Below are 21,869 nucleotides of genomic sequence, written 5' to 3'. Positions count from 1 at the left end.
CGCCACCGCAGAGGAATTGCTCACAACTGGTTGCTAACCTCTGGGACTTCCCACCGATACTTGAGGGGACCGGTACCACGCGAGCGAGGACTGGATCCGCCATGAGCGCATCGACGCGCGCCCCGCAATCTCCGCCGCCCCCGCGGCCCACCGCCCGGCTGACCATCGGCGTCATCGGCGCCGGCCGGGTGGGAACCGCCCTCGGCGCGGCGCTCCACCAGGCCGGCCATCTCATCGCGGCGATCACCCCCAGCTCCCAGCCCGACCGGGCCAGCGGCAACCTGCCCGGTACCCCCACCCGACCGGCCGCCGAGGTGGCGCTCGCCGCCACCGACCTGCTGCTGCTCGCCGTACCCGACGACGCGCTCGCCGCCGTGGTGGGCCAGCTGCCGAACCCGCCCGTCGGGCAGGTGGTGGCCCACACCTCCGGCGCGCACGGGCTGGCGGTGCTACACCCGGTCACCGTCCGCGGCGCCCACCCGGTGGCGCTCCACCCGGCGATGACCTTCACCGGGGCCTGGCAGGGCGAACACCGAGACCTCGACCGGCTCCCCGGGATCGGGTACGGAGTCACCGCCCCGGAGCCGCTGCGGCCGTTCGCAACCCGGCTCGTCGCCGACCTCGGCGGGGTGCCCGAATGGGTCGCCGAGGCCGCCCGACCGCTCTACCACGCCGGCCTCGCCCACGGCGCCAACCACCTGGTCACACTGGTCAACGAGGCCGCCGACCAGCTGCGGTCGGCGGGCGTGGCGCAGCCGCAGCGCCTACTCGGACCGCTGCTGCGCGCCGCTCTCGACAATGTCCTGCAGGTCGGCGACGCCGCGCTGACCGGCCCGGTCGCCCGCGGCGACGCCGGCACCATCAGCCGTCACCTGGCCGCCCTGCGGGAGTCGGCACCGGCCTCCCTCACCGCCTACCGGGAGCTGGCCCGCCGCACCGCCGACCGGGCGCTCGCCGCCGGTCAGCTGCCGGTCGAGGCGGCGGAACCCCTGCTCACCGCGCTCGCGGCCACCCCCGCGCCGCCGGCCGAGGCCGCCACCGGGCCGCGGGAGGGGCGGCGATGACCTCCCCACTCCGGCTCGACACCCGGGCGCAGCTGGCCGCCGCCCGGGCCACCGCGGCCGATCCGGTCGCCGTGGTGATGACCATGGGCGCCCTGCACGAGGGGCACGACGCGCTGCTGCACGCCGCCCGCGACCGGGCCGGGGCCGGCACCGTGATCGCCACCGTCTTCGTCAACCCATTGCAGTTCGGCCCCGGCGAAGACTTCCAGCGGTATCCCCGGACCCTCGAGTCGGACCTGGCCCGCTGCCGGGCGGCCGGCGTCGATCTCGCCTTCACCCCGGCCCCCGACGAGATGTACCCGCACGGTGAACCACTCGTTCGCGTCGACCCAGGGCCGTGGGGCACGGTGCTCGAGGGGGCGAGCCGGCCTGGTCACTTCGCCGGGGTGCTGACCGTCGTCTACAAACTCCTACAGGCGACCCGGCCGGCGGTGGCCTGCTTCGGCGAGAAGGACTACCAGCAGTTGTCGCTGATCCGGGCGATGGCGCGCGACCTCGACCTCCCGGTCGAGGTGGTAAGCGTGCCGACGGTGCGGGAACCCGACGGGCTGGCCTTGTCCAGCCGCAACCGCTACCTCTCCCCGGCACAGCGCCGCGCCGCCGCCGGGGTGCCGGCGACGCTGCGGGCCGGGGCCGACGCCGCCGCCCGCGGCGCTTCACCCGAACAGGTGCTCACGGCCGCCACCCAGACGCTCTCGGCCACCCCCGAGGTGAAACTGGATTACCTCGCACTCACCGACCCCGACCTGCGGCCGCTGGCCGAGCCGGTCGGTACGGCGCTGGCACCGCTCGCGCCGGTCCCCGCCGATGGCGTCGCCCGGCTGCTGATCGCGGCCTGGGTGGGGAGCACCCGACTGATCGACAATATTGAGATCCTGCTGCCGCGAGGTGACGAGTAATGCTCCGGACGATGCTGAAATCCAAGATTCACCGGGCCACGGTGACCGAGGCCGACCTGCACTACATCGGCTCGGTGACGGTCGACGTCGACCTGCTCGAGGCGGCCGACCTGCTACCCGGCGAACAGGTGGCGATCGTCGACATCACCAACGGCGCCCGGCTGGAGACGTACGTGATCCCGGGCGAGCGGGGCACCGGAGTGATCGGGATCAACGGCGCCGCGGCGCACCTGGTCCACCCGGGCGACCTGGTGATCCTGATCTCGTACGCGCAGCTCGACGACGCCACCGCCCGCAGCTACGAACCGAAGGTGGTCCACGTCGACGCCGACAACCGGATCGTGGCGCTCGACGGCGACCCCACCACCCACCCGCTCGCCGATTCCTGGGCCCACTGACGTCCTGGGCCCACTGACGTCCTGGGCCCACCGAATGCTGGGCCCCCGAAATACTGGGCCCACTGCCGTCGCCGGCCGGGTCGTAGGCTGGGCCGGTGGATCGGCGGCTGGGCTGGCAGGAGGCGATGGCCGGGGCGCTCTACGGCCCGGAGGGTTTCTTTGTCCGCCCCGGCCCCGGACCAGCCGGGCACTTCCGCACCTCGGCACATGCCTCACCGCTCTTCGCAGCGGCCCTGGCACGGCTGTTGGAGCGGCTCGACGAGGCGCTCGGCCGGCCGGACCCGATCGAGGTGGTCGATGTCGGGGCCGGCCGCGGTGAGCTGTTGACCGCGCTGGCCGCCGCCGTCCCAGCCGGACTCAGGGCGCGGCTGCGGGCAACCGCGGTGGAGCTGGCGCCCGCCGGCGAGCCGACCTCACCGACCTACGCCTGGTCCACCTCGCTGCCGGCCTCGATCACCGGGCTACTGCTGGGCACCGAGTGGCTGGACAACGTACCCGTAGACGTGGCGGAAGTACCCGTGGACGTGGCGGAAGTACCCGTGGACGTGGCGGAACTGGATGATCGGGGCGTGCCGCGGCGGGTGCTGGTCGACCCAGCAACCGGCGACGAGACCCTCGGCGACCCGGTGGCCGGCGCAGACGCCGCCTGGCTGGCGCGGTGGTGGCCGCTGACCGTCCCCGGCAGCCGCGCCGAGCTCGGGCACCCCCGCGACCAAGCCTGGGCGGCGGCGGTGGCGGCGATCGACCGGGGGGCGGCATTGGCGGTCGACTACGGCCACGAGGCGGCGAACCGGCCGCCCTTCGGCAGCCTCGCCGGATACCAGGCCGGTCGCCAGGTCGACCCGATCCCGGACGGCACCCGTGACCTCACCGCCCACGTCGCCATCGACGCGGTACGCCACGCCGGCGAGGCCGCGGCAGCCGCCCGTCCGGCAGCCTCCGGCAGCACGCTCCGGCAGCAACCGTCGATGCTGGTCCGGCAGTCGCAGGCGCTCACCGCCCTGGGGATCAGCGGCGCCCGCCCCCCGCACGAGCTGGCGACCCGCGACCCGGGCGAGTACCTGCGCCGGCTCGCGGCGGCCGGCGCCGCCGCCGAACTCACCGACCCGACCGGGCTCGGCGGCCACTACTGGCTGCTGCAGCCGGTGGCCCTGCCGGACCGCGCCGACGTGACAGGATGGCTGACATGAGCAGCGAGGCAGGACTGCGGGAGCTCACCGTCGGCACCGGCGCCGGGCTGGAGACCGCCGACATGGTGCTCAACATCGGCCCGCAGCACCCCTCCACCCACGGCGTGCTGCGGCTGGCGCTCACCGTGGACGGGGAGCGGGTGGTCTCCTGTGAACCCATCATCGGCTACATGCACCGGGGCGCCGAGAAGCTGTTCGAGGTCCGGGACTACCGGCAGATCATGGTGCTGGCAAACCGGCACGACTGGCTCTCGGCCTTCGCCAGCGAACTCGGCGTGGCGCTGGCGGTGGAGCGGATGCTGGGGCTGGAGGTGCCGGAACGCGCCACCTGGCTCCGCACCGCGCTCGCCGAGCTGAACCGGGTCCTCAACCACCTGATGTTCCTCGGCTCCTACCCGCTGGAGATCGGCGCGATCACGCCGATGTTCTATGCCTTCCGGGAACGGGAGACGCTGCAATCGGTGCTGGAAGAGGCCAGCGGTGGCCGGATGCACTACATGTTCAACCGGGTCGGCGGACTCAAAGAGGAGGTGCCGGCTGGCTGGACCGGCCGCGCCCGGGTCGCGATCGACGAAGTCCGGCGCCGGTTGCCGCAGCTGGACCAGCTGATCCGCCGCAACGACATCTTCCTGGCCCGGACCTCCGGGGTGGGGGTGCTCACCGCCGAACAGGCCGCCGGGTACGGCGCGTCGGGGCCGGTCGCGCGGGCCAGCGGGCTCGACTTCGACCTGCGGCGCGACGAGCCGTACCTGGCCTACGGCGAGCTGTCGGTGCCGGTGGTCACCCGCGCCAGCGGCGACTGCCACGCCCGGTTCGAGGTGCTGCTCGACCAGGTCTACGTCTCGTTGGACCTGGCGCAGCAGTGCCTGGACCGGGTCGACCAGCTCACCGGGCCGGTGAACGTGCGGCTGCCGAAGGTGGTCAAGGCGCCCGAGGGGCAGACCTACGCGTGGACGGAGAACCCGCTCGGGGTCAACGGCTACTACCTGGTCTCCCGCGGCGAGAAGACGCCGTGGCGGATGAAGCTGCGCACCGCTTCCTTCGCCAACGTGCAAGCGTTGGCGACGGTGATCCCCGGCAGCCTGGTGCCGGACCTGATCGCCATCCTCGGCTCGATGTTCTTCGTCGTGGGCGACGTCGACAAGTAGCAGCGCCGCGGGGTTAGCGCCACCGCTCGTCGGAGCGGCCGAAGTCGAACTGCCGCCGTGACCCCCCGTACTCGTCGTCGCGATCCTCCCGGTGCCGGCGGCCGCCGCTCGGCCGCTCCGGCTCCTCCCAGCTGTCGTTCCAGGAAGGTTCGCTGCTGGCCGCCGGGAGGGCCCGCCGGCTGTAGTCCGGTCGTTCCGCCGAACCCCCGCCATAGCCGGGCGACCCACCGCCGTAACCGGGCGAACCACCGCCGTAGCCGGGCGAGCTCACGCTGCCGTACCCGGGGCCGCTGACGCTGTCATACCCTGGCGAACCCGTCCCGCCGTAGCCGGGCGAGCTGACGCTGCCGCCGTAACCGGGGCCGCTGACGCTGCCGCCGCGGTGCCGGTGGCCGCCGCCGTCGTCGTCGGAGAACGGCCCGTCGTAGCGGCGCTGCCCATAGCCGCCCTCGTCCCACCGGGAACCGCTCCAACGCTCGTCACCGGCAGGCTCGCCGCGCCGGCCGCCCCGGCGCTCGCCGGCCCGGGGGTCGCCGGCCCGGGGGTCGCCGGGGCTGTCGTCGTCCCGGGTGGCCGCCCACCGGCCGCCCGACCGGTCCGCCGCCGGGCCACCGTCGTCGTCCCGCCGCCGGGAGCGCCCCCGGCCAGTCGGCGAGGGCGAGACCGGCCACTGGCCACCGTGCTGCTGGTCAGCATATGGCGACTCACCGTACTGGGATTCGCCGTACTGGGACTCGCCGTACTGGGATTCACCGTACTGGGATTCACCGTACTGGGGCCCACCGAATTTTGGCTCGCCATATGGCGCCGCGGCGTACTTGTCACGGGACGCCCGATCCGACCAGGAATCCACCGGCGGCTCCGGGACTGCGCTCTGCGGCACCACGGTGGACCATTCGTCGCCGCCGCTCTCCGGCTGGTAGCCACGCCGACGCCCGGCCCCGTAACCACCACCGGAAGAGACCGGCCGACCGGCCGCAGCTCGACCCTCCGGTGCCGCACCCCGACGAGGTTCCGGCGGCGGATCCGCATGGCCGGCCCCGATCGCCCGAGGCGAGCCGTTGACCGGGGCGGCGCCGTTGACCCGGGCCGCACCGTTCGCCGCGCCGTTGGCGTAGCCGTTCGGCACCGGTGCGGCAGAACGAACCGGCCCAGAGACCGGAGCCGCGCCGGCGGCGGCCCGGCCCAGCGGCGCGCCGCGCGGCGCCGGCATCGCCGAGTGACCGGGTGGCGCGGCGGCCTGCGGCGGCGGCACCGCCGCCGAGGCGGCCGCCGGGCCCGGCGGTGGCGCACCCCGTTCCGCCCGCAGTGAGTCCACTGTCTGCTGCAGCGCGCCGATCCGTTCGCCCACCATCTGGTGCGTGGCCCGGGCCGAGGTGCCGATCTCGCCGCGCAGCTCCTCGCGCGCGACATCGACCTCCTCAAGCAGGGTCTCCTCGATCCGGAGGCGCACCGTAGCGACGTCTGGACGCATCGCCATCGACGCCGCGATCAGCACCACCGCGGTCATCCCGAGAAAGCCGCCGATCCGGAAGCTGCCCAGCAACATGAGCAGCCCGGCGAGCGGCGCGACCCCGACCCCACCCCAGAACAGGTAGTTGGGCAGCCGGCTACGCGCATTGTCGTCAGCGTCTCCGTCCGGCATGGGTATAGAGGCTACCGAGAGTTCTACCGGTTGGAAACGGCTGGCGACCGCCCGGATCGTGGCGGCGGCACGTGAAGCGGCTCACCATGGCTCGGCCAGCCCCCGGGATCGGGCTTATCGGCGCTGATCAACGACCCCAGCGGTCGTCTTCCCACGTCGGCCGGGTCGGCGCGGGCCGTGCCGGCAGGGTGGACGACCAGGAATCGACGGCGGACGCCTCCGGCTCAGTCGCCGACGACATCGCCGGCCACCCGGCCCGCTCCGCACGGCTCGCGGGCCCGCGGGCGGCCCGCCAGCCCTCGTCGGCGGGGCCGGCCACCCCGGCCGGGCCACGCCACTCGTCCACCGCGGTAGCTTGCTCCGGCGGCGGCTCGACGTTGCCGCCGCGACCCACCCCGCCCGGCTCCGCCGACGCCTCGGACCAGGCCAGCTCATCCGCCTCCCCCGGCGCCCGGCCGAACCGTTCCACCAGCCGGGTCACCGCCAACCCCAGCACCACCGCGCCGAGCCCGGTCGCCAGCAGCGCGATCTGCCAATCCTGGGCGGCCTGGTACCGGTCGAAAAGCACCAACGCCACCACCGCGAGGATGGTGCCCAGCACGCCGCCCCGGCGGCCATACGCGCTGGTGCCGCCGGCCAGCGCCACGCCGATCCCGATCACCGTCCAGGTGAACCAGTTCACCCCGACGCTGCCCTGGGCGGGCTGACCCGCCCCGGCGACCAGGATGACGCCGGCCACCGCCGCGAAGGTCATCGACAGGATCAGCGCCCCGGCAGTCACCATCGCCGCCGGGCCGCCGCGCCGCGCCGCCGGGTCGGCGACCGGCCGGAAGCGACCCACCGCCTGCCGAACCGAGCGGACCGTCCCCAGCAACCCGCCGAGGATGCCGAGCGCCGCGACCACGGCGAACAGGTACGCGGCCTGGTTGGTGGGGTCGAACGCGCCGGTCAGCGGAATCGTCGGCGGCTGCAGCTGCAGCCAGATCACCACGGCGCCGGCAGCGGCGAGCGTGGCCGCCCAGCCCGGCACATGAAACAGCACCACCAGCGCCGCCACCAGCAACCCGAAGATGATCGCGACACCGAGCGTGAAGATTGTCGAGATCGCCACGCCGTCGCCGCCGCGATCGGCGAAGTAGGCGCCGGCGGCGGCCGCGACCGGGCCGATCGCCAGGTTGGGGGCGCCGGCCCGCAGGGTCACGCCAGCGGCGAGGGCGAGCAGCCCGAAGCCGGCGGCGGTCACCAGCAGTTCCGCCAACTCGCCGCCGCGCAGGGCCTCCGGCTGGGCCTGGTGGAGCAGGTAGACCAGACCAGCGACGCCCAAGATGAGCAGGAACTCCCAGACCAGGTGGACGCCGAGCCGGTCCCGACCCGGCTCGACCCCACCGCGGGTCTCGAACACCTCCGGGGCCTCGGCAGACGTGACGACCGTGGTCTCTTCCTCGTCGGGATCGACGGTGGCGACCGCGCCCGGGGTATCGATCACCCGGTGGGCGCCGGTGCCACCGCGCCGGCCCGCTCCCTGATCGTGGTAACCGGCCTGGTGTGGGTAGCCCCGGGGGGTTAACTCAGCCTCGTCACCGGGCTCCATCTCACGCCGCCCGTACCGCCGGTCGTCGTACGCCATGGTACGCCTCCACTGCTGTCCAAATCGGGCCGTCAGGCTCGGCCGTCACGGCACGCACCGTACCCGCCCCGGGGATCTCAGGGTACCCCCCGGAGTGAAGAACATCGCAGCGTAGCGCAGGTCCTACTAGGAGTCAGTTGGATCTTCCGGTCGGCCACCAGGCTCCGGTGGTTCGCCGTCATGGTCCGGCACTCGGCACGCCCGCTCCAGCCACAACGCCGCCGCCACCAGCGCGACCGACACGACCAAGCCACCTACCGTGGCCGGCAGGTCAGCGCGGGCGCCCGTGAGCCGGCCGGACTCGATCGCCAACCAGGGCAGAAAACCCGCGTACAGCCCGATGAAGATCGCACCGCCTACTGAGGAGGCTTTCGCGAGCACCGCGAACCGCACCACCACCAACGGATCCATCGGCTCCCGGGGCCGCCCATCGCGACCCACCGGGGCACCACCACGGGGGCGGGTCGCGAGCAGACCACCCCGCCCGTGGATCCGTTCCCAGAGACTGCGGGCGGCGCCGGCCTCCAGCAGCGCGATCCCGCCGATCAGGATCACCGGCGGCCAGACCATCGGCGGCAGCTGTTGATAGAAATTGCTGATCAGCAGCCAGGCCACCGCGGCGGCCGCCAGGGCCGCAACCACGAGGGTGGCCGGCTGGGTCGGCCGCAGGGCGGGCGGGCGCTCGCTCATGCCCCCGACTGTAGCGGTAGTTCCGGTCGCGGACTCAGCTGCGTAACCTCTCCGGCGACCGGCTCGGTCCGCATCAGATCGGTCACCCACCCGTGCCCAGGCAACGCCGCGTAGGGCTGAATGTCCAGCCACGGCCGCAGCACAAACGCGCGCAGATGGGCCCGGGGATGGGGCAACGTGAACTCCGGTTCGTTCGCGACCACCGGCTGGTCGTCCGCGCCCCACACCATCACCACGTCGACATCGAGCGGTCGCGGCTCGTGCGGGGCACCGGGCGGTCGGGCCTCCGACCGGGTACGTCCAGCGGCCGCCTCCAGCTCCCGCGCCCGCCGCAACCAGTGGTAAGGGTCGTCGCCCTGGTCGCAGACGAGCACGGCGGCGTTGAGGTACGGCGGCACCTGCTCACCGGGCGGCCACGGCGGAGTCTCGTACACCCCGGAGGCGACCAGTAGCTCGTCGTCGAGCGCGGCGACCGCGGCACACAGCTCGGCGTACCGGTCGCCGAGGTTGCTCCCCAGCGACAGCACTGCCCGGGTCACGCTGGGTGCTCCGGCCGACCCGGCCGACCCGGCCGGGCCACCCGGCGGGTCACCGACACATCCCGGAACGCGTGGCCGATCGGTGCGGCGGGCTTGTGCACCGTGATCGTGACCGCCAGCACCCGGTGGTCGGCGAGGCAGACCGCGCACAACCGGGTCGCCAACGTCTCCAACAGTCGCACCGGCGGGCCGGCCACCACCTCGGCGAGCTGGTCGGCGAGGTGGCCGTAGTCGACCGTGTCGGCGACCTCGTCGGAGGCGGCCGCCGGCGACAGGTCCAGCTCCAGCACCGCGTCGACCACGAAGTCCTGCCCCCGCTCCCGCTCGGAGTCGTAGACCCCGTGCCGCCCGGGAACCCGCAGCCCGGTCAGGTGAATCCGGTCCATCAGCTGCCCCCGATCCGCGGTCGGCCGGAGGCGTGCCACACCGCGAGCGCGTCCCGGATTCCGCGAACCTCGTGGACCCGCACCCCCCAGGCGCCCGCCGCCACCGCCAGCAGGGAGGTGGCGACGACCGCGGCCTCCCGGTCCAGCTCCGGCCGGGGAGACCCGGACGGGTCGGCGAGCAGCTCCCCGAGGTAACGCTTGCGGCTGGTCCCGATCAGCACCGGAAACCCCAGCGCCAGCACCTCGGACAGCCGCTGGGTGAGCGCCCAGTTGTGGGCGGCGGTCTTAGCGAAGCCGAGCCCCGGATCAAGAATGATCTTGTCGGCGGCGATCCCCGCGGTGAGCGCGTCGTCGACCCGCTCCCGCAGCTCGGCGCAGACCTCGGCGACCACGTCGTCGTACCTCGCCAGCTCCGCCATCCGGCGGGAGTGGCCCCGCCAATGCATGATCACGTACGGGCAGCCGGCGTCGGCGACCACCTTCACCATCGCCGGGTCGGCGAGCCCCCCGGAGACGTCGTTGACCACCGAGACGCCGGCCGACAGCGCCGCCGCCGCCACCTCCGCCCGACTGGTGTCGACGCTCATCGGCACCCCAGCGGCGGCGAGGTCCCGGATCACCGGCAGCACCCGGGCGGTCTCGGTCGCCGCGTCCACCCGGTCAGCGCCCGGCCGGGTCGACTCGCCGCCGACATCGATCACGTCGGCGCCCTGTTGCCACAGCTCCGTGGCGTGCGCCACCGCGTCGGCGCGGTCGAGGAAGCGGCCACCATCGGAGAACGAGTCCGGGGTGACGTTGAGCACCCCCATTACGACCGGCCCAGCGCCGATCTCGAAAGACCCCACCCCCTGACCGTACTACGGTCAGCGACACCCCCGGGCCGGTTGGTACGGTCATCGGCCCCATCATCGACCGACGTGGAGGCCCTCTTTGTACGCCTACCTCGACCCTGGCAGCGGTTCGCTACTCGCCGCCTGCGGCTGTGTGCTGGCGGTCGCCGCGGGGTTAACGGTCGCCTGGTGGCTGCTGCGCCGTAACCGCCGCGACTGACTCCGCCCGCCCCGCCTCAAGCAGCGTTGCCCGGCACCGTCGAGGAGTTCGTCGTCCGCGCCTGGCCGCGGCCACGCTGCGGAGGCGTTTGCTTTGCTTACGCATACGCCATCGGCCGGGCTGTCGGCTGCAAGATCGGCGGGCAGACCTGGTACAGACTTCCGTCGAACGCGATCCCGGCGCGAGTCAGCCGGCGGCCGAGAGGACCGGCGCCACAAGTCGGCTCCGGGCAGCTCGTCCCACGTGCCCGCGCCAGCGGGCTTGGCTTTCTTGGTGGGTTGAGTGGTGCCTGCTTTGCCAGGCTAAACCCGTTTTGTCGCCGTAGTGGATCACCACCCAACCGACCAAGCGGGGCCACTCAGGCGCGGCAGGTCGTTCCGAGCACCCTGCTGAGTTGATCAACTACCCCGCGGCTGTACGGTCCGCCGCGTGTCGTACAGCCGCCGGGCTTTGGATCTTCGGGTCGACACCCCAACCCGGCCGCACCGCCACGAGAAGGGGGCATTACGGACACGGCTGGCCGGCGGAGCTACGTGATGATCAAGGTCCGGACCTGGTCGGCCGAGGCTAGGGCAGGTAGTAGCTGAGCAGGTCGCCGTGCACCGGGGGGAAGAGCACCGCCATCAGCCCTGCCGCGTGGGCACCGGCCGACACGTCCGGGTGGATCCGGGCGAGCCCGGCAAACCCGTCAGTCCCGAACAGCAACGACGGCAGCAGGTCCGGTGGCACCGCGGCGCCGTCCGAACCTACCCACTGCATGGTGCCGCCCAGGATCGGCGCGCCCACCGTGCCCGCCTGGTACGGCAACCGCAGGTGGCTGCGGTAGAACGAGAGCACCAACTCGCCGCTGGCCTCGGCGAACTCGCTGCCAGCGAGCCGCGCTGAGAGCACCGGGCGTAGCTGGGCCAGCAGCGCCGCCGGGTCCGGCACCCGGGCGTAGTACCGCTGCGGCTGGTCCGCGACCGGCCCCAGGTAGCCGGCGAGCGCTGCGTCGCCGACCGTGCCCGGCCGCTCGTACACCCGGACCGGCGGCGGATCCGCCGGCTCCCGAGCCAGCGACGCTGCGTGCGCCACCAGCGCGTACGCCGACGCGGAGTCGGTGGCGGCGAGCTCGGCGAGGCGTACCCCCGCGCTGCCCACGCCGGTCCGGCCGGTCGCCACCGGCGCCCCGTCCCGGGTCACCAGCCACTGCTGGGTCGCGTCGTGCGCCACCAGCCAGCGCCAGGAGCTCGGCGAGTGTGGCATTCGCAGCTGCGCCCCGGCCTGCGCAGCCTCCTGCAGCGCCGCCATCGCCGGGATCTCCGCCGCCGTCGCCTCGTGCACCTGGTGGCCGGGGGCGGCCGGCGGCGCGGCGGTGAGCGGCCGCCCGGTGGCCAGTGGGATGGCGTACGAGTAGCCGAACTGCCGATAGAAGTACGGGATGCCGATCATGATCTGGGCGAGGTGGCCGCGGGCGGCGGAGCACTCGTGGGCCCACCCCATGAGCGCCCGGACCAGCCCGCGCCCCTCATAGTCTCGAGCGGTGGCGACCAGCTCCACCTGCCCGGCGGGGATCGGCTGGCCCGCCAACCACAGCACCTCGTCGAGCAGCGAGGCGGTGGAGACGACCCGATCGCCGTCGACCACCACCGCGCACGCCTCCCACCCCACCTCCGGGTCGGAGACGATCAGTCGATGGTCGACCGCGTCCACCTGGTCGCCCCGGTCGGTCAGCAGCGCCGCGATCTGGTCGAGGTCCGCGGGGCCGGCGGTACGCAGGACCAGTCCGTCAGCGAGGGGGTGGTGGATCTCCATCCGGGCAGTCTGCCAGCCACCCCCACCGGCCAGCCACCAGCTTCGGCCGGCAGACTGGCAGCATGGGTGTGCCGACGTTCCCGTACCACGACCTGAAAGACTTCCTCGCTGCCCTGGAGGCCGCCGGTGAGCTGCACCGGGTCCGGGCACCGGTCGATCCCACGCTGGAGATCAGCGAGATCGTCACTCGGACGGTTCGCAACCAGGGGCCGGCACTGCTCTTCGAGCGGCCCACCCGCGGCGACATGCCGGTAGCGATCAACCTGTTCGGCTCCCAACGCCGGATGGCGCTGGCGCTGGGAGTCGAGAGCGTCGACGAGATCGGGGACCGGATCGGGGCGTTGGCCAAGCCGGAGCTGCCGGTGGGTTGGTCGGGCATCCGCGAAGGCCTGGGCAAGGTGATGCAGCTCAAGTCGGTGCCGCCGAAGCGGGTGAAGTCGGCCCCCTGCCAAGAGGTGATCTACAAGGACACCGAGGTGGACCTGAACCGGCTACCCGGCCTGCAGACCTGGCCTGGCGATGGCGGCATCTTCCACAACTACGGGCTGACTCACACCGCCCACCCGGAGACCGGCAAGCGCAACCTGGGGCTTTACCGGTTGCAGCAGCACTCGCCGAACACGCTGGGGATGCACTGGCAGATCCATAAGGACTCGACCGCCCACCACGCGGTCGCCGAACGGCTCGGCCAGCGGTTGCCGGTGGCGATCGCGTTCGGCTGCGACCCGGTGGTCTCGTACGCAGCCTCTGCCCCGCTCCCCGGTGACATCGATGAATACCTGTTCGCCGGATTCCTCCGGGGGGAGCGGGTGGAGCTGGTGGACTGCAAAACGGTGCCGCTGCGGGTGCCGGCGCACGCCCAGGTGGTGCTGGAGGGGTACGTGGAGCCGGGTGAGCGTGCCCCGGAGGGCCCGTTCGGCGACCACACCGGCTTCTACACGCCGGTGGAGGACTTCCCGGTGCTGCATGTGCAGGCCATCACCACCCAGCGGGACCCGGTCTACCACTCGATCGTGACCTCGAAGCCGCCGCAGGAGGACGGCCCGCTCGGGCACGCCACTGAGCGGATCTTCCTGCCGCTGCTGCGGCTGTTGATCCCAGACATCGTCGACTACTCGATGCCGGAGCCGGGCGTGTTCCACAACTGCGTGATCGTCTCGATCCGGAAGCGGTACCCGAAGCACGCCCAGAAGGTCATGAACGCGATCTGGGGCGCCCACCTGTTGTCGCTGTCGAAGCTGATCGTGGTGGTGGACGACGATTGCGACGTCCACGACTACAACGAGGTCGCCTGGCGGGCGTTCGGCAACGTCGACTACGCCCGGGACCTGCTACTCACCGAGGGGCCGGTCGACCACCTGGACCACGCCTCGTACCAGCAGTTCTGGGGCGGTAAGGCGGGTATCGACGCGACCCGGAAGCTCCCCACCGAGGGGTATTCGCGGGGCTGGCCGGAGGAGGCGGTGATGTCGCCGGAGGTGGTGGCGAAGGTCGACCGCCGCTGGCGGGAGTACGGCTTGTGACCACCCCCCAAACCCCTCGCGATGATCATGGACTTAAGGACATGAACGGGGCAGATTCCGGTACCAAACCCCATGATCGGCCGGAAGCGGCGGGGCCCCATGATCGGCCGCAGGAAGGGTCCGTGCGGGCGTTCCTCCGGCTGGTCGCGATCGAGCACAGCGTCTTCGCGCTACCGTTCGCGTACCTCTCGGCGCTGACCGCGATGGCCGTCACCGGCCTCGGCCTGGCCTGGCGGGAGCTGCTGCTGATCACCGTGGCGATGGTGGGGGCCCGCACCTTCGCGATGGCGGCCAACCGGATCATCGACCGGCACATCGACGCCCGGAACCCGCGGACCGCCGGGCGCGAGCTGGTGACCGGCGCGGTGAGTCTGCGTACCGCCTGGCTCGGCGCCGCGGTCGCGCTGATCGTCTTCCTGACCGCGGCGGTGCTGCTGAACCCGCTGGTCACCGTGCTCGCGCCGGTGGCGGTGATGCCGCTGGTGCTCTACTCGTACGCCAAACGGTTCACCGACTGGCCCCACGCGGTGCTCGCGGTGGCGCAGGCGGTCGCGCCGATGGGGGCCTGGCTGGCGGTGACCGGCACCTTCGCCGGCTCGGGGCCGGCCTGGCTGCTGGCGATCGCGGTCGGGCTGTGGATCGGCGGGTTCGACCTGATCTACGCCTGCCAGGACGCCGAGGTGGACCGGACGATCGGGGTACGCAGCGTCCCAGCCCGGTACGGGGTACGGTTCGCGCTGCGCGCCGCAGTCGGCGCCCACGTGCTCGCCTTCGGCTGCTTCGCCGGGTTCGGCTTCGCGGTCGGGTTCGGCTGGCCCTGGTGGGTCGGCCTGGCGCTCACCGCCGCCGCGTTCGCGTATCAGCACTCGATCGTGCGCCCGGACGACCTGTCCCGGGTCAACCGCGCCTTCTTCACAGCCAACGGCTTCGTCGGCATCGCCCTGTTCGGGTTCGCGCTGCTGGACCTGGTGCTGCGGGGTGGCCTGCGATGACCGGGCGAGCCGGGATGACCAAGGGGCCAAGATGACCAGCGAGCCGCGCCGGCCGTGGGTAGTGGGGGTCTCCGGCGCATCCGGCACACCGTACGCGGCGGCGGTGCTCGCCGGCCTGCTCGACGCCGGGGTGCCGGTGGATCTGGTGGTTTCGCGGGCGGCCCGGCTGACGCTGCTCGACGAGACCGGTCAGCCGTTCCGGGACGGCCATTGGCGGGACGATCTGGCCGGTTGGCTGGGGCGCGACCTGGGGGAGGCGGATCTGCGCTACTGGCCGGCCGGGGATCTCGCCGCCGGCCCGTCCTCCGGTTCCTACCAGGCCCGCGGCATGGTGGTGGTGCCAGCGAGCACCGCCGCCTGCGCGGGTATCGCGATCGGGCTCTCTAAGGATCTGTTGCAGCGCGCCGCGGAGGTGAATCTCAAGGAGCGCCGGCCGGTGGTGGTGGTGCCGCGCGAGACGCCGGTGACCCGCAGTCACCTGCTGCATCTGGTGGAGCTGCTCGACGCTGGCGCAGTGGTGCTGCCGGCGAGCCCGGGCTTCTACGGAGCCGGCGCGCAGGCATCAGCGCAGCAGTTGATCGACTTCGTGGCGGGGAAGGTGCTGGATGCGCTGGCGGTCCCACACACGCTCTACCGGCGCTGGGCCGGTGCGCTGGGCGAGGCGCGCTGAGTCACGCCGCGCCCCGATCGCCCGCTGCGCTCAGCGGGTCTCGCCCAACTTCTCCAGCTCTCCCTCGAGTAGCGCCCGAACCTCAGACTCGCGGAACCGCCGGTGTCCTCCGGGCGTCCGGATGCTGCCGATCCGCCCGGCGGCCGCCCAGCGGGTAACCGTCTTCGGGTCGACGCGGAACAGTGCGGCCACCTCGCCCGGCGTTAGCAGACGATCTCCCGTGTCCACGTCCCCTCCTCGCGTCGTGGAAGTCGCCGAGACCCCAGGTTTCACTGTCGCGATAAATGCATACATCACCGACAGCGAGACATGTCCCCCATTTGAGAGACATGCATGGCTAAGGCAGTTCGATCCCCGGAGCCTTTGCGAGCCATACTCATATTTTGCCCCAGACTACACGGGGCAGGGTTGGTTCGGCAAAACCCGCTCCGCCCGGGCCAAATACGGCCCAAACGGACCAGCGAAGTTGACCATCGGGCGGAGGTGATCACGATTTTCGGTCAGACCGCCGCCTGGGCCAGGTAGCGCCCAATCGGACACGGACCGACTAGGGTCGGCAGAGAGATGGACGCTACCGACCGCCGCATCGTCGACCTGCTCCGTGGCAACGCCCGGCTCTCCTACGCCGAACTCGCCCGGCAGGTCGGCCTGACGCCACCCTCGGTCCACGAACGGGTGGGCAAGCTGGAGACGGCCGGGGTGCTGCAGGGCTACCACGCCGACGTCCCTCCGGAGACGATCGGCCTCGGCGTCACCGCGCTGATCGGCATCGTCCAGCAGAGCGACACCGAGATCGACGACGTCGTCGCGGCCCTGCGGGAGCTGCCGGAGGTGGAGTCCTGCTACTTCCTCGCCGGCGAAGAGTCGTTCCTGCTGAAGGTACGGGTCGGCACCATGGCCGAGCTGGAGCAGCTGATCGTGCGGCTGAACCGGATCCGCGGCGTGGCCCGGACCCGCACCACAGTCGCGCTCTCCACCAAGTGGGAAGGGCGTCCGCAGCCGGCCCGCGAGCCCCCGCCCAGCTGACGCCGGCCCCAGCCGGGGGCGGCGGCCGCGGCTCAGGCCGCGGCCGTGGCCAGCTCTGCCAACCGCGCCGGGCCCAGGTTGCCACCGGTGATCACCGCTACGGTCCGCCCGGCCGGTAGCTCCCCGCGACGGTGCCGCCAGGCCGCCGCCGACACCGCCCCGCTGGGCTCCACCACCAACCGTGCCTCGGTCAGCAACGCCCCGGTGGTCTCGAGGATCTCCTCCTCCGTGACGGTCAGGATGCCGGCGAGCCGGGCGGTGAGGTGGGCCAGCGTCAGCTCCGAAAGCTGGGTTCGCAGGCCGTCCGCGACGGTCTGGTAGGTGCGCTCGGCCGGCCACGGCCGCAGCTCCCCGGCGGCCAGCGACTCTTGCGCGTCCGCGGCGAGCGCCGGCTCGACGCCGATCACGTGGGCCCGCGGCAGCCGCGCCGCCAACGCGGTCGCCACGCCGGCCGCCAGCCCGCCCCCGCCGACCGGCACCAGCACCGTCGACACCTCGGCGTCGGCATCGGCGATCTCCCCACCGACGGTGCCCTGGCCGGCGATCACGTCGGCGTGGTCGTAGGGCGGAATCATCGACAGCCCATGCTCGACCGCGAGCTGCTCGGCGCGCCGGGAACGCTCGGCCGGCGGCACCAGCACCACCTCGGCGCCGAGCTGGCGGGTCGCCTCGATCTTGTGCGGGCTGGCGACGTCGGGCATCACCACCGTCGCCGGGGCGTCGAACACGCGGGCCGCGTACGCCACCGCCTGGGCATGGTTGCCCGACGAGTGGGTGACCACTCCGGCACCCCGCTGCGCTGCGGAGAGCCGGGAGATCGCGACGTAGGCACCGCGGATTTTGAAGGATCCGGTGGGTTGCAGATTCTCCGGCTTCAGCCACAACTCGGGCGACCATGGGCTCGGCAGCAGCGGAGTCGTGACCGCCACGTCGGCGAGCGTCGCGGCGGCGGCGGCGACCTCGGCCGCCGTCACCAGGGTGGCCCCGGTGCCCATCATCGCCTCAGCTCCGCTCTGGATTCTTCACCCGCGGCGTCGATGCCCGGCGAGTCGATCTCGTCTTCAAAATATCGAGGGCGGGCGATAGCGAGGCCGGCGACCGCCTGGATCAGGATGGTGGCGATCAGGAACCCCAGTGGCGCCACCCACCCGCCGGTCACTCCATAGAGTACGCCAACCAGCAACGGCCCGAAACCGGCGACAAGGTAGCCGGCGCTCTGGGTAAAGGCGGAGAGCGAGACCGTCCCCACCGGGGTCCGCGACCGAAGGCCGATCAACGTCAGCGCGAACGGGAACGCCGCCTGACCGACCGCGAGCAGGCCCAGCCACAGCAGCGCCGGGCTCGCCGGGCTCACCGCCAACCCCGTGTACCCCGCCACGCTCGCGGCGGCGAGCACCAGCACCACCGGGCGCAGGTCCTTGACCGCTGCGGCCACCGTCGGGATGACGAACGCGAGCGGGATCCCGAGCAGCGTCACCGCCGCCACCGCCAGCCCTGCCGCGGCCGGCGAGTAGCCGGCGTCCCGGAACAGCACCGCCAGCCAACCCATGATCGCGTAACCGTTGAGCGCCTGCGCGCCGAAGTGGATAGCCATCAGCCAGCCGAGCCTGGTCCGCACCGGCGCGGGACGGCCCGGGCGCGACACATCGGACCGCCCGCCCGGCCGGGCGGCGTACTCGGGGCTGGGCCGCCGCCGCGGGGTCCGGTCCCGCCACGCCGCCGGCAGCCACGCCACCGCGGCCACCAGCGCCAGCAGGGCCCACACGCCGATGCCAACCCGCCACGACCCGGTAACCTCCGCCACCGGCACGGATGCTCCGGCTGCGGCCGTGTTGCCCAGGATCATCGACATCGTGTACGCCCCGGTGAGCATCCCGATCCGGGTCGGAAAGTAGAGCTTGACCAGCATCGGTAACAGCACGTTCGAGATCGCGATGCCGGCCAGCGCGAGCGCGCTACAGGCCAGGAAGACCGCGGCAGAATCGGTGCTGGCCCGGGCCGCCGTCCCGGCCGCGAGAACCACCATCGCGATGGTCAGGATCCGGGCGGGCGGGTAGCGCCGCACCAGCCAGGGGGCTGCCCCGCCGACCAGGCCGAAGCTGATCGTCGGCAGCATGGTGGCCACGCCGGCCAGCGCCGGTGAGAGCCCTACCTCTTCGCTCACCTCAGTCAGCAGCGCCCCGAGGCTGGTCACCGGGGTCCGGAGGTTGAGGGCGACCAGGACCAGGCCGAACCCGACCAGCGCGGCGAGTAGCCGAGAGCGGCCGGGCGCCCCCACGGCGCCGGTCAGACCTCGGTGACGTCGGCCAGGATGACGCTGACGTTGTCGGGCGCGCCGGCCGCCAGGGCGAGGTCGATCAGCTGCTGCGCGCAGCTCGCCAACTCGTTCTGCTCGGCCAGCGTATGCGCGATCGCCCCGTCGTCGACGTAGTCGCTGAGCCCGTCGCTGCAGAGCAGGTAGCGGTCGCCCGGCCGGGGGGTCACCACCGCGAACGACGGGTTGATCCCCGCGCCGTGCACCGCCTGGGTCACCAGCGCCCGCTGCGGGTGGGCCCGCGCCTCCGCCGGCGAGATCAACCCCTGGTCGACCAGCCCCTGCACATAGGTGTCGTCACGGGTCAACTGCGTAAGCTGCCCGCCCCGCCACGCGTACGCCCGGGAGTCTCCGACGTGCACCAGATCCAGGCCGTCGCCGTCGGCGAGCATCGCCGTCAGGGTGGTGCCCATGCCGGCGAGGTTGGGGTCGGCCTCGATCGCGTCCCGGATCCCCTGATTCGCGGCGGCTACCGCCGCCCGTAGCGCCTCGGCGGGGCGCTCCGGACGCGGATCCTGATCCAACTCGGCCAGGGTCCGGATGACGATCTCGCTGGCGACCTCGCCGGAGGGCCCACCACCGACCCCGTCGGCGACGGCGACCAGGTTGGGCCCGGCGTGGACCGCGTCCTCGTTGTTCTCACGGGCCTTGCCGCGGTCACTGACCGCCACGGTACGAAGGATCACGCTCATGACAGCAGTCTGCCCGATCGGCGCCAGTACGTCTCGACGCAGGCTCCACTCCGGCCCGGCCAGTCGCCGCGGCGACCTTCACCGGCCGGCCGGCAACCACCTTCCCGGCGGCGGCAATGCTGGGGTTGTCGAGCCGACCGGCGGCTCAGCCGCCGCCGGAACCGTCCGTGTCGTCCAGCCGGAATCCGACCTTTAGGCCGACCTGAAAGTGGCCGATCTCCCCGTCCTCGATATGCCCGCGGATCTCCGTAACCTCGAACCAGTCGAGGTTACGCAAGGTCTGCCCGGCCCGATCGAGACCGTTGCGTACGGCGTGGGTGATCGACTCCGGGGAGGTGCCGACGATCTCGGTTACTCGATACGTATGCTCCATGGTCTCCCCGGTACCCCACAGCGGGCGCCCTTATGCCGACGGCTCGGTGACCGGCCGGCGCGGGCGCCCGCTGCTGACTCAGCTCAGCGGCTGAGCCGCTGGTACCGGCGCACCGCCAGCGGGGCGAAGATCGCTATCAACAGCAGCGGCCAGAGCACCGCGAGCAGCACCGGATGCTGCGCCGGCCACGACTCGGAGGCGGGCAGGCCCGGATTGCCGAACAGTTCCCGGGTGGCCGCCGCGGTGGCCGAGAGCGGATTCCACTCCGCGACCACCCCGAGCCAGCGCGGCAACAACTCCGGGGCCACGAAGATGCTCGACACGGCGGTGACCGGGAACGCCAGCGGAAAGACGATCACCCCGACCGTGTCCGGGTTACGCACCAGCAGCCCGAGATAGATCCCCACCCAGCTGAGCGCGGTCCGCAGCAGCAGCAACAGCCCCACCGCCGCGACCGCGTCACCGAGGCTGTTCCGCCACTGCCAGCCCACCAGCAGTCCGCACACCACCAGCACTGACAGCTCCAGCAGCGCCCGCACCAGATCGGCCAGGCAACGACCGACCACCAGCGCCGAGCGGGCCACCGGCAACGACCGGAACCGGTCGATGACGCCCCGGCTGGCGTCCAGCGCCATCCCGCTGGCGGTCGCCCCCAGGCCGTAGAGCATGGTCATCGCGAACACCCCGGGCAACAGGAACTCCCGGTAGTCACCGCCGCCGGGCACCATCATCGCGCTGCCGAACACGTAGCCGAACACCAGCACGAAGATGATCGGCAGGCTGAAGTAGACCGCCAGCTCCGCCGGATCCCGGATCACATGGGACACGTACCGCCGGCCCATCACCCAGCCGTCCACCACCGTCGCGGTCATGCCGGCACCTCCTGCCCGGTTCGCTGCGGAGCCCCAGTGAGCTGCAAAAACGCCTCGTCGAGAGTGGGTCGACGCAGCCCGATGTCCACCACCGCGACCTGCGCCTCGGAGAGCGACCGGACGGCCGCGGTGAGCGCCCCGATCCGGTCCGCGACCGGCGCGCTGAGCCGGCGGGTCTCGGGATCGAGCTCCGGTGCCGCGCCGCAGATCCGGCCGAGGATCCCGGCGGCGAGATCGAGCTGCTCCCGGTCGTGGACGACCACCTCCAGCCGGTCACCCCCGATCCGTGACTTGAGCTCGTCCGGCGTCCCCTCGGCCACCACCCGACCGGAGTCGATCACCGCCAACCGGGCCGCGAGCTGGTCCGCCTCCTCCAGGTACTGCGTGGTCAGCAGCACCGTGGTACCCGCGGTGACCAGCGACCGGACCGCTTCCCACACCTGGTTGCGGCTGCGTGGATCCAGGCCGGTGGTCGGCTCGTCCAGGAACAGCAGCTGCGGCCGGCGGATCAGGCTGACCGCCAGGTCCAGCCGCCGGCGCATGCCGCCGGAGTACTGCCCGGCCGCCCGGCCCGCCGCCGCCGTAAGGTCGAACCGCCCCAGCAGCTCGTCGGCGCGCTGCTTAGCCTGCCGCGCCGAGAGCCGGTTCAGCCGTCCGAACAGGATCAGATTCTGCCGGCCGCTGAGGATCTCGTCCACCGCCGCGTACTGGCCGGTCAACGCGATCCGCTCGCGTACCTGGTGCGGCTGGCGCAGCAGGTCGTAGCCCGCCACCCGCGCCCGGCCCTGGTCCGGACGCAGCAGGGTCGACAGCGCTCGGACCGCGGTGGTCTTGCCCGCCCCATTCGGGCCCAACAGCCCGTAGACCATGCCGGGCGGGACCCGCAGATCCAACCCGGCTAGCGCATGAACATCGCCGTACCGCTTGCGCAGCTGCTCGGCGACGACCACATCATCGTCTCGATTCATGCCGCAACG

The 21,869-nt window shown here is 72.5% G+C and carries 23 protein-coding genes; 9 read left to right on the top strand and 14 right to left on the bottom strand.

Annotated features, from left to right (window positions below; all coding sequences use genetic code 11):
- The first annotated feature begins 101 nt into the window (after positions 1-101).
- The 5 genes from JQS43_RS01300 (at position 102) to JQS43_RS01280 (ending at position 4,699) form a co-directional block, all read left to right on the top strand.
- Entirely contained in the window at positions 102-1,064 is a 963-nt protein-coding gene (locus JQS43_RS01300; RefSeq protein ID WP_239677218.1) for a Rossmann-like and DUF2520 domain-containing protein, read from the top strand.
- Entirely contained in the window at positions 1,061-1,963 is a 903-nt protein-coding gene (gene panC / locus JQS43_RS01295; protein ID WP_239677217.1) for a pantoate--beta-alanine ligase, read from the top strand. The genes JQS43_RS01300 and panC overlap by 4 nt, the downstream gene beginning before the upstream one ends.
- Positions 1,963-2,361 carry an aspartate 1-decarboxylase gene (gene panD, locus JQS43_RS01290; protein ID WP_239677216.1) on the top strand — a complete coding sequence of 133 codons (399 nt, stop codon included), beginning with the start codon at positions 1,963-1,965 and terminating at the stop codon, positions 2,359-2,361. The genes panC and panD overlap by 1 nt, the downstream gene beginning before the upstream one ends.
- A 125-nt stretch (positions 2,362-2,486) precedes the next feature.
- Positions 2,487-3,551, top strand: a complete 1,065-nt coding sequence (locus JQS43_RS01285) for an SAM-dependent methyltransferase (RefSeq protein WP_239679266.1) — start codon at positions 2,487-2,489, stop codon at positions 3,549-3,551.
- Positions 3,548-4,699 (top strand): NADH-quinone oxidoreductase subunit D, encoded by a 1,152-nt coding sequence (locus JQS43_RS01280; protein ID WP_420847635.1) that lies wholly within the window; start codon positions 3,548-3,550, stop codon positions 4,697-4,699. The genes JQS43_RS01285 and JQS43_RS01280 overlap by 4 nt, the downstream gene beginning before the upstream one ends.
- A 13-nt stretch (positions 4,700-4,712) precedes the next feature.
- Here JQS43_RS01280 and JQS43_RS01275 read toward each other — a convergent pair whose 3' ends face one another.
- The 7 genes from JQS43_RS01275 to JQS43_RS01245 form a co-directional block, all read right to left on the bottom strand.
- Complete coding sequence (locus JQS43_RS01275; RefSeq protein WP_239677214.1) at positions 4,713-6,344, bottom strand: hypothetical protein; 1,632 nt, start codon at positions 6,342-6,344, stop codon at positions 4,713-4,715.
- A 127-nt stretch (positions 6,345-6,471) separates the two neighbouring features.
- Positions 6,472-7,971, bottom strand: coding sequence for an ABC transporter permease (locus JQS43_RS01270; protein WP_239677213.1), 1,500 nt, complete (start codon positions 7,969-7,971; stop codon positions 6,472-6,474).
- Between the two features lie 126 nt (positions 7,972-8,097).
- Complete coding sequence (locus JQS43_RS01265) at positions 8,098-8,661, bottom strand: DUF3180 domain-containing protein (RefSeq protein WP_239677212.1); 564 nt, start codon at positions 8,659-8,661, stop codon at positions 8,098-8,100.
- A complete protein-coding gene (gene folK, locus JQS43_RS01260; protein ID WP_239677211.1) occupies positions 8,658-9,200 on the bottom strand; it encodes a 2-amino-4-hydroxy-6-hydroxymethyldihydropteridine diphosphokinase in 543 nt (180 codons plus the stop codon). Before folK ends, JQS43_RS01265 begins: the two co-directional genes overlap by 4 nt.
- Entirely contained in the window at positions 9,197-9,589 is a 393-nt protein-coding gene (gene folB, locus JQS43_RS01255; protein WP_239679265.1) for a dihydroneopterin aldolase, read from the bottom strand. Before folB ends, folK begins: the two co-directional genes overlap by 4 nt.
- A complete protein-coding gene (gene folP / locus JQS43_RS01250; protein ID WP_239679264.1) occupies positions 9,586-10,395 on the bottom strand; it encodes a dihydropteroate synthase in 810 nt (269 codons plus the stop codon). Before folP ends, folB begins: the two co-directional genes overlap by 4 nt.
- Positions 10,396-11,203: 808 nt before the next feature.
- Complete coding sequence (locus tag JQS43_RS01245; RefSeq protein ID WP_239677210.1) at positions 11,204-12,430, bottom strand: GNAT family N-acetyltransferase; 1,227 nt, start codon at positions 12,428-12,430, stop codon at positions 11,204-11,206.
- A gap of 62 nt (positions 12,431-12,492) precedes the next feature.
- Between JQS43_RS01245 and JQS43_RS01240 the strand changes: the two genes are divergently transcribed.
- The 3 genes from JQS43_RS01240 to JQS43_RS01230 all read left to right on the top strand — a co-directional run bounded on the left by JQS43_RS01240 (position 12,493) and on the right by JQS43_RS01230 (position 15,615).
- Entirely contained in the window at positions 12,493-13,953 is a 1,461-nt protein-coding gene (locus JQS43_RS01240; RefSeq protein ID WP_239677209.1) for a menaquinone biosynthesis decarboxylase, read from the top strand.
- A 122-nt stretch (positions 13,954-14,075) separates the two neighbouring features.
- On the top strand, positions 14,076-14,945 hold the full coding sequence (gene mqnP, locus JQS43_RS01235; RefSeq protein WP_420847634.1) for a menaquinone biosynthesis prenyltransferase MqnP: 870 nt from the start codon (positions 14,076-14,078) through the stop codon (positions 14,943-14,945).
- A 31-nt stretch (positions 14,946-14,976) separates the two neighbouring features.
- Positions 14,977-15,615 carry a UbiX family flavin prenyltransferase gene (locus JQS43_RS01230; RefSeq protein WP_239677207.1) on the top strand — a complete coding sequence of 213 codons (639 nt, stop codon included), beginning with the start codon at positions 14,977-14,979 and terminating at the stop codon, positions 15,613-15,615.
- A gap of 30 nt (positions 15,616-15,645) precedes the next feature.
- On the opposite strand, the gene JQS43_RS01225 is transcribed toward JQS43_RS01230, so the two are convergent.
- Positions 15,646-15,843, bottom strand: a complete 198-nt coding sequence (locus JQS43_RS01225; protein WP_239677206.1) for a BldC family transcriptional regulator — start codon at positions 15,841-15,843, stop codon at positions 15,646-15,648.
- A gap of 336 nt (positions 15,844-16,179) precedes the next feature.
- Here JQS43_RS01225 and JQS43_RS01220 point away from each other — a divergent pair, with 336 nt between their 5' ends.
- Entirely contained in the window at positions 16,180-16,641 is a 462-nt protein-coding gene (locus JQS43_RS01220) for an Lrp/AsnC family transcriptional regulator (RefSeq protein WP_239677205.1), read from the top strand.
- A 32-nt stretch (positions 16,642-16,673) separates the two neighbouring features.
- Here the strand turns inward: JQS43_RS01220 and JQS43_RS01215 are convergent, their stop codons facing one another.
- From JQS43_RS01215 to JQS43_RS01190, 6 genes are all read right to left on the bottom strand, one after another.
- Positions 16,674-17,639, bottom strand: coding sequence for a threonine ammonia-lyase (locus JQS43_RS01215; protein ID WP_239677204.1), 966 nt, complete (start codon positions 17,637-17,639; stop codon positions 16,674-16,676).
- A complete protein-coding gene (locus tag JQS43_RS01210; RefSeq protein ID WP_239677203.1) occupies positions 17,636-18,919 on the bottom strand; it encodes an MFS transporter in 1,284 nt (427 codons plus the stop codon). The genes JQS43_RS01215 and JQS43_RS01210 overlap by 4 nt, the downstream gene beginning before the upstream one ends.
- Before the next feature lie 8 nt (positions 18,920-18,927).
- On the bottom strand, positions 18,928-19,647 hold the full coding sequence (locus JQS43_RS01205; protein ID WP_239677202.1) for a PP2C family protein-serine/threonine phosphatase: 720 nt from the start codon (positions 19,645-19,647) through the stop codon (positions 18,928-18,930).
- A gap of 145 nt (positions 19,648-19,792) precedes the next feature.
- Positions 19,793-20,020 carry a dodecin gene (locus JQS43_RS01200; RefSeq protein ID WP_239677201.1) on the bottom strand — a complete coding sequence of 76 codons (228 nt, stop codon included), beginning with the start codon at positions 20,018-20,020 and terminating at the stop codon, positions 19,793-19,795.
- Between the two features lie 83 nt (positions 20,021-20,103).
- Positions 20,104-20,892 carry an ABC transporter permease gene (locus JQS43_RS01195; protein ID WP_239677200.1) on the bottom strand — a complete coding sequence of 263 codons (789 nt, stop codon included), beginning with the start codon at positions 20,890-20,892 and terminating at the stop codon, positions 20,104-20,106.
- Positions 20,889-21,860: an ATP-binding cassette domain-containing protein gene (locus tag JQS43_RS01190; protein WP_239677199.1), complete on the bottom strand. Its 972-nt coding sequence runs from the start codon at positions 21,858-21,860 to the stop codon at positions 20,889-20,891. Before JQS43_RS01190 ends, JQS43_RS01195 begins: the two co-directional genes overlap by 4 nt.
- Positions 21,861-21,869: the final 9 nt, after the last annotated feature.

Origin of the sequence: Natronosporangium hydrolyticum, from assembly GCF_016925615.1 — a bacterium.
Taxonomy (GTDB): Bacteria; Actinomycetota; Actinomycetes; order Mycobacteriales; family Micromonosporaceae; genus Natronosporangium; species Natronosporangium hydrolyticum.
Note: the sequence above shows the minus strand (reverse complement) of the source record. Positions and strands in the feature narration are given on the sequence as shown.